The organism is Schaalia suimastitidis DSM 15538 (assembly GCF_000429105.1).
In the GTDB taxonomy this organism is placed as follows: Bacteria; Actinomycetota; Actinomycetes; order Actinomycetales; family Actinomycetaceae; genus Pauljensenia; species Pauljensenia suimastitidis.
Genome location: NZ_AUBF01000009.1, coordinates 1 through 13,111 on the forward strand (window position 1 = coordinate 1; position 13,111 = coordinate 13,111).

Below are 13,111 nucleotides of genomic sequence, written 5' to 3' on the forward strand. Positions count from 1 at the left end.
AACAACAACCAACACACCCCCCCCTTTTGGGCGGGCGTGCAACAAAAAAGCTGCTGCACGCAGCACTGCTTACACCACTATACAAATCACGACCAACCCAAAACCCCACACCCGTGTGGGGGACACAAGAGAATACACTCGTGGTCGACACTTTTGCGGCGGCCACAGCGTGGGGGAAACGCCCGGACCCATACCGAACCCGGAAGCTAAGCCCCACAGCGCCGATGGTACTGCAACCGACAGGTCGTGGGAGAGTAGGACACCGCCGCAACCACACATATCCGTTTTGGGGCTTGCCTTCACCAATCAAAGGCAGGCCCCAAAACGTGTATTGCGACTTGTTGTTTTGATAGTTTCATAAAATGCTTGTCAATTACCCTTTGTTATGTGATGCTTTTCATACCTCCTAGGTGTCTCGTGGAAGGTGCGTTCGCTTGCTTTTATCTCCGCTTCAATCGTCACTTCGGAGGTATGAATGTGAAGCCGGTAGTCGTTATGAATGCAGTGCTCACATTCTTTAGCGTCATGGGTCTTTGTTTGGGAGTGCTCGCACCACATTGGCCAAGCTCCGAAGCGTTGGGTGTGAACTTCGGGGCGATTTTTCTTCTCCCTGCTTCCCTGCTGCTGTTGCTGATCTGTGTAATCATCTGGGTTGTCATTTTCGCGCAACATAAGGTAGGTACTGGAAGCCGCGGTGGGAAGAGTGCTCCGTTAACCACAACAAGTCGTATCTTCCTACTCGTTGGGAGTGTTACCATCGTAGTGAGCGTGGCCACATTTTTTCTGGTCCCATCGCAGAGTAGTGAGATGATCTTTGGTATAGCTGTTCTATCGATGATTGCGGCTATTGAGTTGCTTATCGTTGGCGGCATCTTACGATTCTTCACGGGTCAATCTCACATCAATGCCTAGAGGGCCATTCCGAGGTGTAGGTGTGCCCACCGTTGAGTGCTGGCAATGGTCCTTCGGAAGATGCGCCAAACCTCAGGTATGCCTTTCTCGGCATCCTTATGTGCCCAAAAAGGGCTTTGTTGCCATGAATATGACGCTGTGCACATGTCACGTCAGGTCGTTTTTGCCAAATGGCACCACATTATGCGTCCAGGGACGCAAAGGCATAGTATGGAATACCCTTAGTTTTCCACGAAAGGAATGAAGATGGATCTGGGAAGTCTCGGCCAGCAAGCACAAGATGCCGCAAAGTCCCTGCTCGGTGACGAAGCTAAAACAGACGCAGCACTTGATGCCGTAGCTGATGCTGCGAAGAAGGTAACCGGCGGTCGTTTCGACGGCCAAATCGATGCTGCGCGTGACACCGTCGATGGCAAACTCGGCGAGTAATCACTCGTAAAATGGCGTCGCCCAAGGCTGGGCGACGCCATTTCTTTGCCTCGTGTTGCCACTAAAAGGGCGGCATCGTCACGTTGTCACCACGGTGGGCTCGGATAATAAAGGTAAAGACCAAGTCGGTAGGCAATGAGGTAATTGGCCTCGACCCGTGCGCTGTGGTGTTGGAAGCGATGCCGATAATCCGCTACACGACTGTCCCTCGCATTGCCCGACTACCTCTGACACAATACCTGTGTGGATTTCTCGAATCAGCCAGTGCAACGTTCCGGCTCCATCTTGCTTGCAGCAACACCCATCGGAGATGCTGCAGACGCCTCGCCTCGCTTGATTCGTGCATTGTCCGAGGCCGATATTGTTGCAGCCGAGGATACTCGCCGCCTGCTTGCACTCGCTTCGCGCTTGGATGTGCGCATTAACGGAACCCTACTGAGCCTGCACGACCATAATGAGGGCGAACGGGCTCAGATGCTCGTTCAGCGTGCGGAAGACGGTGAGCGTGTACTACTCGTATCCGACGCCGGTATGCCCACGGTATCTGATCCGGGCTACCGCGTTGTCTGTCTGGCAGTCACATCTGGCGTGCCTGTGTCGGCACTGCCCGGCCCCTCCGCACCTGTGACGGCACTGGCTGTCTCCGGTTTGCCCAGTGACCGTTTTGTTTTCGAAGGCTTTCTTCCCCGTAAGGATGGCGAAGCAACGCGCCTACTCGCCAGCCTCGAAAATCTCCCGCACACACTGATCTTCTTCGAATCTCCCCGCCGACTGAACGACACTTTGGTGCGTATGGCGCAGGTTTTCGGAGGCGGTCGCCGTGCAGCGGTGTGTCGCGAAATGACCAAAACACATGAAGAAATCCTCAGAGGGGATCTCAATTCGCTCATTGCGCAAACAAGTGGAGAGGTACTGGGCGAGATCACGATCGTCGTCGAGGGGCACCGCGGCGTCACTGATGCTGATGATCATGTTGCAGCGGTCCTCGCCCTTGCGGCCGAAGGTATGCGTCTAAAGGAAGCTGCCGCTGAGGTTGCCGAGGCGACGGGCGCGCGCAAAAACGACCTTTATAAGGCGGCGCTGCGGCGAAAAGACGTTCAATAACGCCATCATTCCCTGTTGGCTCAGCGGTGCGTGTGGCGAGGGTTGATGCGGCAGAAACGGTCAGCGTTTGATCTTGCTAATGCCTGCCCAGTGGTGACGAATGCTTATGCCCAGCGCTCAGGGCGGTCAGCGGTGTGCTGTGCTGATGCGAGCGACATGCCTTGACTGCGGCAGGGGCTGCCTGCAGCAGTGACACTTCCATAGCGCCCTCAATACTCATGACATCTTGGTACTGTCCGCTCCAAGTATGAGAGATTACAGTACCCACTGCAGTGCGATAGGTAGCGCAGCGCCTTGAATATTACCTCGCAACTATGTAATATTTCGGGTAACCGAAAAATTGTGAGGATAAGTAGATGCGTTCCGCAACCCATGCCATCAAATTACTGTCATTGGCCTGCTGTCTTTGCCTTGGTATTGCCGCCTGCGCGAAACAGACAATCAGCACCAGCGGCAAACCACTAGTCGCCACATCTTTCACCGTCCTGGCCGATATTGCCCGCAATGTCGCAGGTGATCATATTGACGTCGTATCCATCACCAAAAATGGCGCAGAAATACACGGCTATGAACCCACGCCCAGTGATATTGCAGCCGTATCCAAGGCGGATCTGGTCATTGACAATGGAATGGGTCTTGAACTGTGGTTCGAACAATTTATGCAAGAAGTGAACGTTCCGCGTATCACCGCATCAGCAGGAATTACCCCGATCCCGATCGCCGAAGATGCCTACGCTGGCCGCGACAATCCACACGCATGGATGTCACCGAGTAACGTGAAAATCTACGCCACCAATATCGCTAATGCCTTCGCTGAACTTGATCCTGCACACGCCGACACCTACATCGCCAACGCCAAAGCCTACGGGGACAAACTTGACGCACTACGCACACGACTGGCCACCACCCTCGATGAACTCCCCGAACAACAACGTGCGTTGGTTACCTGTGAAGGAGCCTTCAGCTACCTCACTCATGACCTGGGGTTGAAAGAAAAATACCTCTGGGCCGTCAACGCTGAAAACCAAGCCACCCCAGGACAAATTGCGCAGGCCATCACCTTCGTCAACACCAACAAGATACCTGCAGTATTTTGCGAATCAACCGTTTCGGACAAGCCTATGCAGCAGGTCGTCGATGCTACTGACGCCAAATTCGGCGGAACACTTTACGTTGATTCACTCAGTGAAGACAACGGTCCTGTCCCCACATACCTGGACCTTATTGAATACGATCTCAAAATAATCGCTGAAGGACTCACCGGGCGTAACCAATGACACGTGACCAGCCCAAAGCGCCACCGCAGGACAAAATGCCGGGCGGCGCTACGCCTCGTCAAGATACGAAAAACATCCCCGCCATTACCGTCAACCACCTAAGCGTTCACTATGGCACGGTCTGTGCCCTCAACGACGTGACATTCTGCGTCGACGCAGGCAAAGTATGTGCACTCGTCGGCGTGAACGGCTCAGGAAAATCGACGCTGTTACGCGCCATCCTTGGACTGACTCCGTCAAGCGCCGGCCACATTGAAATCTTTGGAAACGCCGCCCGCGACGCGCGAAAAAACCGACATATTGCCTACGTCGCTCAAGGTGACGACATTGACCTGACATTTCCGCTCACCGTAGACGATATCGTAAGGTCAGGCTGCAAAAGCCGACACGAACGACGACTCTCTGCATGGCGCACCAGACACAATAAACGTGGCGGCGATGACGCAGTCGAAGACGCCCTCGCGCAAGTGAACCTTTGTGATATGAGGCTTCGACAGATTGGTGCCCTTTCTGGCGGACAACGAAAACGGGCATTTATTGCCCGTGCCCTTGCAGGTAAAGCACCGCTGATCCTCCTCGACGAACCCTTCGCTGGGGTTGACCACGCATCTGAACATATGATCCGCACGCTGATCAGCGACCTTGTCGCCCACGGAAGCACCGTGCTGGTTGCAACACACGACCTTGCGCACCTTAGCGAATTTGCTGATGAGGCAATTCTCCTTGCCGGGCGGATCCTCGCCCAGGGAAGGCCTGACGAGGTCTGTACACCGACAGTACTTGCCCGCGTATTCGGCATTGATACCGCAGCCCGTCGCGATGACGCAGGACAGAACTGATGGACCTCATCGACATCTTCATCACCCCCTTTAGCTACGGCTTTATGAGTCGCGCCCTCATATCGGCACTCGCTGCTTCAGGGGTATGCGCACTTTTGTCATGTTGGCTCGTGCTGGTCGGATGGTCTCTCATGGGCGATGCCGTGTCCCACGCAGTCCTTCCCGGTGTTGTCCTTGCCTATATCGCAGGCGTCCCATTTGCGTTCGGAGCAATCCTTTTTGGTGCCGGTGCAGTTGTCCTTATCGGAATTGTGCAGGAAAAGACTCGCTTACGGCAGGACGCCGCCATCGGCATCGTATTTACCACCTTTTTTGCCCTTGGGCTAGTGCTGGTTTCCATCACGCCCAGCCACATTGACCTTGGACATATTGTTTTCGGTAACCTTCTTGGCGTCTCGACAGTAGATATGCTGCAAGTCGTCGTTTTGGCGGTGCTCGTCGCAATAGTCCTCGTCGTTACGAGACACGATCTGACACTGGTCACCTTCGACCCAGCCCACGCCTACGTTATCGGCTTATCGCCACAGATACTCAACGGCATCCTGTTAGGTGCTTTGGCTGTGACGACTGTGGTGGCCCTTCAGGTTGTTGGCGTGATTTTGGTTGTCGCGCTACTTATTTTGCCTGGGGCAATAGCGCGCTTACTTACACAACGGATCACCACCATGCTGCTCATCGCACCGACAACCTCTATGGTGTGCACGGTCGGAGGTCTGCTGGTGAGTTACCACGCCGATATTGCTTCAGGAGCAACAGTCGTGCTGTTCCACGGCGCGGCCTTCCTTGCGGCGTGGCTATTGTCGCCACAGGTAGGTGTGCCCGTACTTGCGCGTCGCCACAGGCAGCGGCGCGCTGGTCGTACTACTTGGAATTGACGAGGCGTACGCCAGCGATGCTCATTCGCTCCCTTGCGGCGCGTCCAAGTTCCGCCGACACCGGTTCAGTCAGATCAGTGAAAACAGTGGTAGCAAAGCCTGCGCGAACCGCATCAAGGGCCGTATCGCAGACACAATGGGATTCCGCCAAACCGACAATGTCGACGCTACGGATACCCGCCTCGTGAAGGACGACACTGAGGGAACGGCCATCTTCTGAAGTGCCTTCAAAACCCGAATAGGCTGCCGAATACTGCCCCTTGCGAATCGTAGCGTCGGCGTTAAGTTGCGCCAATGCCGGGTGCAACTCCGCATTGGCTGTGCCAGCAACACCATGCGGCGGCCACGTATCAATGTAGTCGGGGTCATGTGAAAAATGTGCCCCCGGTTCAATATGCCAATCCTGAGTGGTGGCAATCAACGCGTAACTATCGCGATGGGCCGCGATATAGGCAGCGATCCGCTCGGCACAGGCGTTGCCGCCAATAACCGGAAGTTCACCGTTTTCGCAAAACGTTGGTTGAACGTCAACGACGATCAGTGCGCGTGACATATAACCCCCAAGATGGTTTCAGTGGTGTTCTCCCACAACGGTACGGCACTCAAGGGCGCGCGTCACCTGGGCCTCGTCAATCGGACAGGACGAAGGACGCCGGATGGCCGATGTCAATTCTGAGACACGGCGCCTGGGCACTAGACTATTGCCTATGAGTCGTATCCTCTCCGCTGTTGCTTGGCCCTATGCCAACGGTCCGCGCCATATTGGCCACGTCGCTGGCTTCGGTGTGCCCTCCGATGTGTTTTCCCGTTATATGCGCATGGCAGGACATGATGTGCTCATGGTGTCGGGAACCGACGAACATGGGACCCCGATCCTTGTGGCAGCTGACAAGGAAGGCGTATCAGCTCGCGAACTTGCTGACCGCAATAACCGTCTCATCGTTGAAGACCTCGTGGCCCTTGGTCTGTCCTACGACCTGTTTACCCGTACCACAGCTGGTAATCACTACAAAGTGGTGCAGGAAATGTTTGAAGTGGTGCGTGACAACGGGTACATGATTGAACAGGTGACGCGTGCTGCGATCTCCCCTTCAACGGGACGTACCCTTCCTGACCGCTACATTGAAGGCACCTGTCCGATCTGTTCGACTCCGGGTGCGCGCGGCGACCAGTGCGACGCATGCGGTAACCAGCTTGACCCAACGGATCTCATTGACCCGCATTCGCGGATTAATGGCGAAACACCGCAATTCGTTGAATCAACCCACTATTTCCTTGATCTCCCAGCATTGGCTGACGCATTGGCAGCATGGCTTGATGACCGTGAAGCCTCAGGTACGTGGCGACCAAACGTCATTAAATTTTCCAAGAATTTCCTGGAAGATATCCGCCCTCGCGCAATGACGCGCGATATCGACTGGGGGATCCCTGTGCCAGGATGGGAAGATCAACCGACGAAGCGTCTCTACGTGTGGTTTGACGCCGTCGTTGGTTACCTGTCGGCGTCCATCGAATGGGCTCGGCGCACCGGTGATCCGCAGGCGTGGCGTCAATGGTGGAATGATCCTGAAGCCTTGTCGTATTACTTTATGGGCAAAGACAATATCGTTTTCCACAGCCAAATTTGGCCCGCAGAAATGCTGGGCTACAACGGCCAGGGAAATAAAGGTGGAGAACCAAAGGGCTTAGGTACCCTCAACCTGCCCACCGAGGTGGTGTCCAGCGAGTTCCTCACCATGGAAGGCAAGAAATTCTCTTCCTCCCACGGCATTGTGATTTACGTGCGTGACTTTATGGAACGCTACCAAGCTGACGCGCTACGTTATTTTATTAGTGCCGCCGGACCAGAAACCTCTGACTCGGATTTCACGTGGGCAGAATTTCTTCGCCGCACCAACGGTGAACTGGTGGCAGGCTGGGGGAACCTTGTGAACCGTACTGCCTCCATGATTCATAAGAAATTCGGCGCAATCCCAGCACCCGGTGAGCTCGAAGATATTGACCGCGCGCTCCTGGACGCGGTGGCCGCTGGTTTTGACGAGGTGGGGGACCTTATCCGTCATCACCGGCAAAAAGCTGCATTGTCAGCAGCTATGCGACTGGTCGGTGAAGCCAACAAGTATGTCACCGACACCGAACCCTTTAAGCTCAAAGCGCCTGAACAACAAGAACGGCTGGCAACTGTGCTGTGGGTGCTGGCCCAAGCGGTCGCTGACTTAAACCTCATGCTCAGCCCCTTCTTGCCCCATGCGGCCAACGATGTTGATCGTGTCATGGGTGGTGCTGGTACTATCGCGCCGATGCCGCATATTGAAGAAGTGCCTGAATTGGATCCAGAGGCACTCACTGCTGATTTTGCGGGTCGTACTACGTACCTCATTATTACGGGTGATTACAGCGGCTTCCCCACGTGGCAGCGGCACGACATTGTCGTGGGCACCGAAATTGCTAAGCCGACTCCAGTATTTACGAAACTCGACGAGTCAATCGTGGAGGAAGAACTGGCACGCTACGCGAATCTCATTCCCGACGACGTCACCGGCGCCTAAAGGACGTTACATCTGTAGTGATAGCACGCCACATCTGAAGAACCCGCATGGCGCACAATACTCGTTGTGCGCCATGCTCTTTGTGTGTACTGCGCATCGTAGGCGCCGCGTGACGTGTAGTGCACAGTGTGGGTAATGCCTGCATCGCACGCATCGCATTGCCGAGCGTTACACGTGATTAGCGCTTGTGGCGTGCCCCAACAAATAGTGCCGCCACAATGAGCCCAATACCCAGGACAGCGACCGAAGAAATCAACACCAACGGCATGTCAATGTGCTGAATAAAAGCCAAGGCAACAAGGACTAAACCAAGGAGAATTACTAAAACTGCCCACAGCATCTGGCCCATGCGCACTCCACGGGCCTCAGCCTCGGGACGTGACGCTACAAGACGCTCAGTGCCTGTATTGGGCGCAGGAAGCGGCGTCGCTGGGGCAGTCGCGTCATCAGCGGAGGTTCCTCCTCTAATGTGCTGCGATGGAGCAGGGATGGTTGAAGTATCTGTATCTGCTCCTCCGGGGGCATCGGTACCGGTCGTGCTCGCGTGCCCACCAGTGGCAGTGAAGGTGCGGTCGTTGTTGGGGCTGGTTGGAAGGTGTTCATGTGCATCACTCACTGAAGCCAAATCTGACGGAAGGGGAAGATCGCTCGTGGACGTGGACGTGGACGTGGGAGCGGGCGCTGCCGTGTCCGTGTCTATTGCAGTCGCGGTGGCGGTTTCCGCGGGCGCTGTTGCGTTGGTGTCCGTGGTGGTTACCGTAGGCGCTGCTGTGTTTGGTGTCGCGGCGTTGTCGGCATCGGTATTTTCGGTAGGAAGAAGCTGTGTGTCATTCATGTTGTCAGGCTGAGTCATTGGTCTGTCCCTTAGTTATTTTCCACAGAGCTTTCGGGGGTGGGCTCCACAGGGGAACCGGTGTCATCCACCTCAAGTGCGTGCAACGAGTGCACCTGAACATTGAGTACGACAGTGATGCCCTTGTCGGCGGAGAACTGAGGACTTTCCCAGACCACAGTTTCTGCGCCGCTATTTGAGGCGACCTCAGTGCTTCGAGTGAGCTTCTGAGCGGAGGTGTTGAGGAAGTTATTGACAATGGAGGTGGTGACAATACGTACAGGCTGGCCTGTTCGATAGGTGACCACCATCGAGTCGATGGAGCCTCCGTCGTAAGTGATGGTCTTAGTTGTACCTTGAGGGGCTTCTTCCAACATGAGGTTCGCTGAGTCGGTGTAGAGACTCATCCTCATGTGATCATTTTCCCAGGTGGCATTTTGTGAGATCGTCATCAGGCTTTGCGAGGCAAGCACACCGTCGCTTGATTCGCTCTGCATTTGCGACAGTGGTAGGGAGGCAAGCGTTGTGGGTACGGCTATGAGGCAGCCAATGATCGATAGTGCGATAAGCCAGCCGGCGCCTCGGTCTTTGATTGAGGCGATGGCGATCGCAAAGCCCACCAGGACAAGGCAGATGCCGCCGCCGATAAGGGGAACCTGTAGAAAGTACTGAGCAGCGAGTTCAGAGCTAAAGGTCGCCGTTGGGGTGTGCATCAACTGGTAGAAATGTCGCATCAACGCAAAACACCCAGCGAGGATAAGGACAATGAGCCCCGTTAGTGCGAGGTTGGCCGATCCTGAGACCGTGCGTGGTTTCGGTGCGATTTGTACAGGTCCTCTCCATACAGGCACAACGGGAGCAGCGGTTCGTATGGGAGCCCCATCCGAGGTGACATACGGATTCGGTGCTGGTGGTGCGCTCTGCGGCCGATACGGCGCTGTCTGCGGAGCCGGAATATGGGCCTGCCAAGCGGTGGGCGGTGCGGCGTTGGGGCGGGGTGTGGAGGGAGCGGGTATCGATGTCGTAACCGCAGGTGTGGGTGTCGATGCAGGCGTGGGTGCCGGTGGCGTGCCAGATGGCGGCTCCGTGGCGGGCACCGAGGTGGGTGTTGGCACGGGTACGGAGGCTGCGGCTGTCACGGGTGCCGAGGCTGGGGTTGGTACGGGCGTTGAGGCTGCTGCAGACGTGGGTGCCGAGGTGGGGGCCGACGCGGGCGTTGTCGGTGCAGGTGAGGTGGTGCCGCGTGGCGTAAATGCGTGTGCGCTAACGGGTGTGGGCGAGGACTTCGCGGCAGTCATTGAGGCAAGTAAAGCGATGGTGAGCGCAACAACGAGTAGGAACCCGCCCCCGAAAAGCCATGTTGGCCACTGCCCGAAGGAGAGTGATAGGACAGTGGAGGTCCCGCCGAATCCGGTGACGATCAGTATGAGTTGCCCAAGGTGAGCAATATCGAAACGGCCTTGGAGTAACTCTTGAAGATGTATTCGTCCGTCGCTTTGTTCTGGCAGCAGCGCCCACACGACGCCATATACCAGCACCAGCGGAACAAAGAAAAAGGCTAAGACAATCGTAATGCCGCGGACCAGGGTGGGATCCCAGCCAAAGCGTTCGCCGAGTCCGCCACATACGCCTCCGACGACCCGTGAATGAGAGCGATACAAGCCACTGTCACGGATTGAGGCGAAGAATCCTTGGCTTGCTGGTGATGGCTGGTGGGCAGGTGCATGCGTGTAGCCGTGCGTCGATGCGCCAGGCTGGCCAGCAGGCGGGACAGACCCGGCAGGTTGGAATCCCGCAGGTGGGACAGTCCCGGCAGGGGGGGTAGATGTAAAAGGCGCCGTGGGGTGTGAAGCCGCATACAAGGGACCCGTGCCTGCGGGTGTATAGGTACCTGGTCTTTGCTGCCCATATGTGGGCGAAGGCCACGTACCGGGCACGTGTCCGTCGTGTGTGTGCCAGTGAGCCGTGTGCCCTCCGACTGTAGGCACGTGCCCAGGGTCTTCCTGTCTGGGCAGTCCCTGCCCAGCATGTACCCCTTCGGCAACTCCTTGTACTCCGTGTGCCGATGCGGCTCCAGTGGCGTGATCAGGCGTGTTGCCGCCTGTTGGGCCTCCTTGGGACCGCCAGTCTTGCGCATTCGTGTCAGCCTGTGGCATCTGTTGTGGCTCCATGACACTACTGTGCACCCAATGTGAAGGTCGGCGACATTGGGGATAGCCCTGATAACACCCTGAATTCCCCGCAGGGTGGTTATGGGGAGGCGAAAACATGCCACCATTGAGGGGTGACACCACACTACGCTGACTCACCGACGTCCACGACGCCCTACCAGTGGGTACCGCCTGTTCCGCAGCAGAAGCGCCCACCATTGCGTCGGGCAACGGCACGCAGTGCCGATATGCCGACACCGTGGGCGGCAGGTATCTGCGCGGGATTATCAGTCCATATGGGGATGCCTGTGACATTCGTGCGCATCATCATGGTGGTGACCTTCATCCCGTTCGGCGCTGGATTGCTGCTGTATTTATGGTTGTGGGTCATGGTGCCCCAAGACACAGGGGTAGCCAGCAATGACACGCGTATTGCTGGCCGTCTACGTGCAGTCGCTGCAGACAGACGTGCGGCCACTGCACGAAATCAATTGTTGCTCACAGGTGTCGTCACGCTACTGATCGCCGCAATGCTTGCCGTCCTATCGACCTCAGGGGTCGTCCAATGGCGTATCCTCGTGGCAACCGTTGTCCTCATCATTGGTTTGACCCTCATTTGGAGTCGCGCCGCAAATACGCAGCCTTTGCGCTCACCTGTGCAACTTGCTTCCGTACTCGCCGGTGTCCTGCTTGTCCTGGTCGCATTGGTCATACTGCTTTTAGGTAATGACCCCATTAAAGAAGTGGTGCAAGGCGCCATCGTTGGCGCGGTTTTGGTTGCCGGTGTCGGCTTGGCCCTGCTGCCCTTGGCTTTACGCGCCAGCCGAGACCTATCGGCATCGCGTGAAGAGCAGGTTCGTGACGCTGAACGGGCAGATATCGCGGCGCATCTGCATGATTCGGTACTTCAAACACTCACGTTGATCCGTGGCGCTGCTGACGATCCTCAGCGCGTGCGTGCCCTGGCGCTAAGTCAAGAACGTGAATTGCGATCCTGGTTGTATACCGGCAAGGAGGAAGCCGCCTCGTCGATTGCCGAGGCCCTCCGGGAAGCGGTTGGGCAAATCGAAACGACCCACGGTATTGCTGTTGACGTAGTCACTGTGGGTGACGCCGTCCCTGGACCGAGTGAACTCGCGTTGGTTGCCGCCGGAGCTGAAGCGGTAAAGAATGCCGTGCGGCACGGCGCGCCACCAGTGTCGGTGTATTTGGAGGTTGACCGCGCTGGCACTGACATTTACGTGAAAGACGCTGGTCCAGGTTTTGATATTGACGCGATTCCTGATGACCGTCATGGCGTGAAAGGCTCTATCCTCGGACGTATGGAACGTGTAGGGGGTACCGCCACTATCCGTCGGCGCTCGCCAGGTACGGAAGTGCATCTGCACGTTCCTTCTGCCTCGTCCCGCCCTGTCGCATTCTAGGAGTACCTATGACCATCCGCCTTATCGTCATCGACGATCACCCCATGGTTCGTGCGGGCGTGCGCGCAGAATTGGAAGCGTCAGGCGCTGACCTCGTCTTTGTGGGAGAGGCTGCCGACGTTGACGGTGCAATCGCCGCATGTCATGAACTCAAACCTGATGTTGCGCTGCTGGACGTACATTTGCCTGGCGGTATGGGAGGCGGAGGCGCGGAGGTCGCAGCCCGCTGTCACGATATCCCCGAACTACGTTTTCTGGCGCTATCGGTGTCGGATGCTGCCGAAGACGTTGTCTCTGTTATTCGCGCAGGCGCTCGCGGTTATGTGACAAAATCAATCTCCACCCCAGACCTTGTCGAGGCGATCGAACGTGTCGCAGGAGGAGACGCGGCCTTCAGCCCACGGTTAGCAGGCTTTGTGCTGGATGCATTCGGTACCGCGATGGTCGCGGCTGCTGACGACGAACTTGATTTGCTGTCATCGCGCGAGCAGGAAGTGATGCGTCTTATTGCACGTGGCTACACCTACAAGGAGGTGGCTTCGGAATTATTTATTTCCATTAAAACCGTTGAAACCCACGTGTCTTCGGTACTGCGTAAGTTACAGCTGTCGAATCGCAATGAGTTGACGCGCTGGGCGATGCAACGGCACATTGTGTGACGTATCGGCAGCAATAGCCCGTGTACTGCAAGGCAGATAGTAGTCCCGTCGCCGTTGTGAC

General features: G+C 56.4%; 13 protein-coding genes and 1 rRNA gene. 10 read left to right on the plus strand and 4 right to left on the minus strand.

Going from position 1 to position 13,111, the window contains the following annotated elements:
* The first annotated feature begins 154 nt into the window (after window positions 1-154).
* The 4 genes from rrf (at window position 155) to rsmI (ending at window position 2,445) form a co-directional block, all read left to right on the plus strand.
* Window positions 155-271, plus strand: a 5S ribosomal RNA gene (rrf, locus tag G438_RS0104260).
* A gap of 146 nt (window positions 272-417) precedes the next feature.
* Complete coding sequence (locus G438_RS0104265; protein WP_026460280.1) at window positions 418-912, plus strand: hypothetical protein; 495 nt, start codon at window positions 418-420, stop codon at window positions 910-912.
* Between the two features lie 246 nt (window positions 913-1,158).
* Entirely contained in the window at window positions 1,159-1,341 is a 183-nt protein-coding gene (locus G438_RS0104270) for an Rv0909 family putative TA system antitoxin (RefSeq protein WP_026460281.1), read from the plus strand.
* A 243-nt stretch (window positions 1,342-1,584) separates the two neighbouring features.
* On the plus strand, window positions 1,585-2,445 hold the full coding sequence (rsmI, locus tag G438_RS0104275) for a 16S rRNA (cytidine(1402)-2'-O)-methyltransferase (RefSeq protein ID WP_026460282.1): 861 nt from the start codon (window positions 1,585-1,587) through the stop codon (window positions 2,443-2,445).
* 76 nt (window positions 2,446-2,521) lie between these two features.
* Here the strand turns inward: rsmI and G438_RS12455 are convergent, their stop codons facing one another.
* The gene (locus G438_RS12455; RefSeq protein ID WP_165569227.1) at window positions 2,522-2,665 is read right to left on the minus strand and encodes a hypothetical protein; all 144 of its coding nucleotides are present in this window, start codon (window positions 2,663-2,665) and stop codon (window positions 2,522-2,524) included.
* A gap of 136 nt (window positions 2,666-2,801) precedes the next feature.
* On the opposite strand from G438_RS12455, the gene G438_RS0104280 reads away from it, so the two are divergent.
* The 3 genes from G438_RS0104280 to G438_RS0104290 are packed head-to-tail and all read left to right on the plus strand — an operon-like array spanning window position 2,802 to window position 5,436.
* A complete protein-coding gene (locus G438_RS0104280) occupies window positions 2,802-3,722 on the plus strand; it encodes a metal ABC transporter substrate-binding protein (RefSeq protein WP_026460283.1) in 921 nt (306 codons plus the stop codon).
* Entirely contained in the window at window positions 3,719-4,561 is an 843-nt protein-coding gene (locus tag G438_RS0104285; RefSeq protein ID WP_240470984.1) for a metal ABC transporter ATP-binding protein, read from the plus strand. Before G438_RS0104280 ends, G438_RS0104285 begins: the two co-directional genes overlap by 4 nt.
* Window positions 4,561-5,436 carry a metal ABC transporter permease gene (locus G438_RS0104290; protein WP_026460285.1) on the plus strand — a complete coding sequence of 292 codons (876 nt, stop codon included), beginning with the start codon at window positions 4,561-4,563 and terminating at the stop codon, window positions 5,434-5,436. Before G438_RS0104285 ends, G438_RS0104290 begins: the two co-directional genes overlap by 1 nt.
* On the opposite strand, the gene G438_RS0104295 is transcribed toward G438_RS0104290, so the two are convergent.
* Window positions 5,423-5,989, minus strand: coding sequence for an isochorismatase family protein (locus G438_RS0104295; protein WP_026460286.1), 567 nt, complete (start codon window positions 5,987-5,989; stop codon window positions 5,423-5,425). The genes G438_RS0104290 and G438_RS0104295 overlap by 14 nt on opposite strands.
* Before the next feature lie 154 nt (window positions 5,990-6,143).
* Between G438_RS0104295 and metG the strand changes: the two genes are divergently transcribed.
* Window positions 6,144-7,985: a methionine--tRNA ligase gene (metG, locus tag G438_RS0104300; RefSeq protein ID WP_026460287.1), complete on the plus strand. Its 1,842-nt coding sequence runs from the start codon at window positions 6,144-6,146 to the stop codon at window positions 7,983-7,985.
* A gap of 178 nt (window positions 7,986-8,163) precedes the next feature.
* Here metG and G438_RS11920 read toward each other — a convergent pair whose 3' ends face one another.
* Window positions 8,164-8,820: a hypothetical protein gene (locus tag G438_RS11920; RefSeq protein ID WP_131245765.1), complete on the minus strand. Its 657-nt coding sequence runs from the start codon at window positions 8,818-8,820 to the stop codon at window positions 8,164-8,166.
* Window positions 8,821-8,849: 29 nt separating this feature from the next.
* Complete coding sequence (locus G438_RS0104310) at window positions 8,850-10,988, minus strand: PspC domain-containing protein (RefSeq protein WP_165569228.1); 2,139 nt, start codon at window positions 10,986-10,988, stop codon at window positions 8,850-8,852.
* 113 nt (window positions 10,989-11,101) lie between these two features.
* On the opposite strand from G438_RS0104310, the gene G438_RS0104315 reads away from it, so the two are divergent.
* Both G438_RS0104315 and G438_RS0104320 read left to right on the plus strand, forming a co-directional pair.
* Window positions 11,102-12,391, plus strand: coding sequence for an ATP-binding protein (locus G438_RS0104315; RefSeq protein ID WP_240470986.1), 1,290 nt, complete (start codon window positions 11,102-11,104; stop codon window positions 12,389-12,391).
* An 8-nt stretch (window positions 12,392-12,399) separates the two neighbouring features.
* Window positions 12,400-13,050 (plus strand): LuxR C-terminal-related transcriptional regulator, encoded by a 651-nt coding sequence (locus tag G438_RS0104320; RefSeq protein ID WP_026460291.1) that lies wholly within the window; start codon window positions 12,400-12,402, stop codon window positions 13,048-13,050.
* Window positions 13,051-13,111: the final 61 nt, after the last annotated feature.

What these genes read in the sequence shown, in the direction of transcription:
- G438_RS0104270 (WP_026460281.1), top strand. Translation starts at nt 1,159, where the DNA reads ATGGATCTGGGAAGTCTCGGCCAGCAAGCACAAGATGCCGCAAAGTCC.
- G438_RS12455 (WP_165569227.1), bottom strand. Translation starts at nt 2,665, where the DNA reads ATGAGTATTGAGGGCGCTATGGAAGTGTCACTGCTGCAGGCAGCCCCT.
- G438_RS0104280 (WP_026460283.1), top strand. Translation starts at nt 2,802, where the DNA reads ATGCGTTCCGCAACCCATGCCATCAAATTACTGTCATTGGCCTGCTGT.
- G438_RS0104285 (WP_240470984.1), top strand. Translation starts at nt 3,719, where the DNA reads ATGACACGTGACCAGCCCAAAGCGCCACCGCAGGACAAAATGCCGGGC.
- G438_RS0104290 (WP_026460285.1), top strand. Translation starts at nt 4,561, where the DNA reads ATGGACCTCATCGACATCTTCATCACCCCCTTTAGCTACGGCTTTATG.
- G438_RS0104295 (WP_026460286.1), bottom strand. Translation starts at nt 5,989, where the DNA reads ATGTCACGCGCACTGATCGTCGTTGACGTTCAACCAACGTTTTGCGAA.
- metG (WP_026460287.1), top strand. Translation starts at nt 6,144, where the DNA reads ATGAGTCGTATCCTCTCCGCTGTTGCTTGGCCCTATGCCAACGGTCCG.
- G438_RS11920 (WP_131245765.1), bottom strand. Translation starts at nt 8,820, where the DNA reads ATGAATGACACACAGCTTCTTCCTACCGAAAATACCGATGCCGACAAC.
- G438_RS0104310 (WP_165569228.1), bottom strand. Translation starts at nt 10,988, where the DNA reads ATGGAGCCACAACAGATGCCACAGGCTGACACGAATGCGCAAGACTGG.
- G438_RS0104320 (WP_026460291.1), top strand. Translation starts at nt 12,400, where the DNA reads ATGACCATCCGCCTTATCGTCATCGACGATCACCCCATGGTTCGTGCG.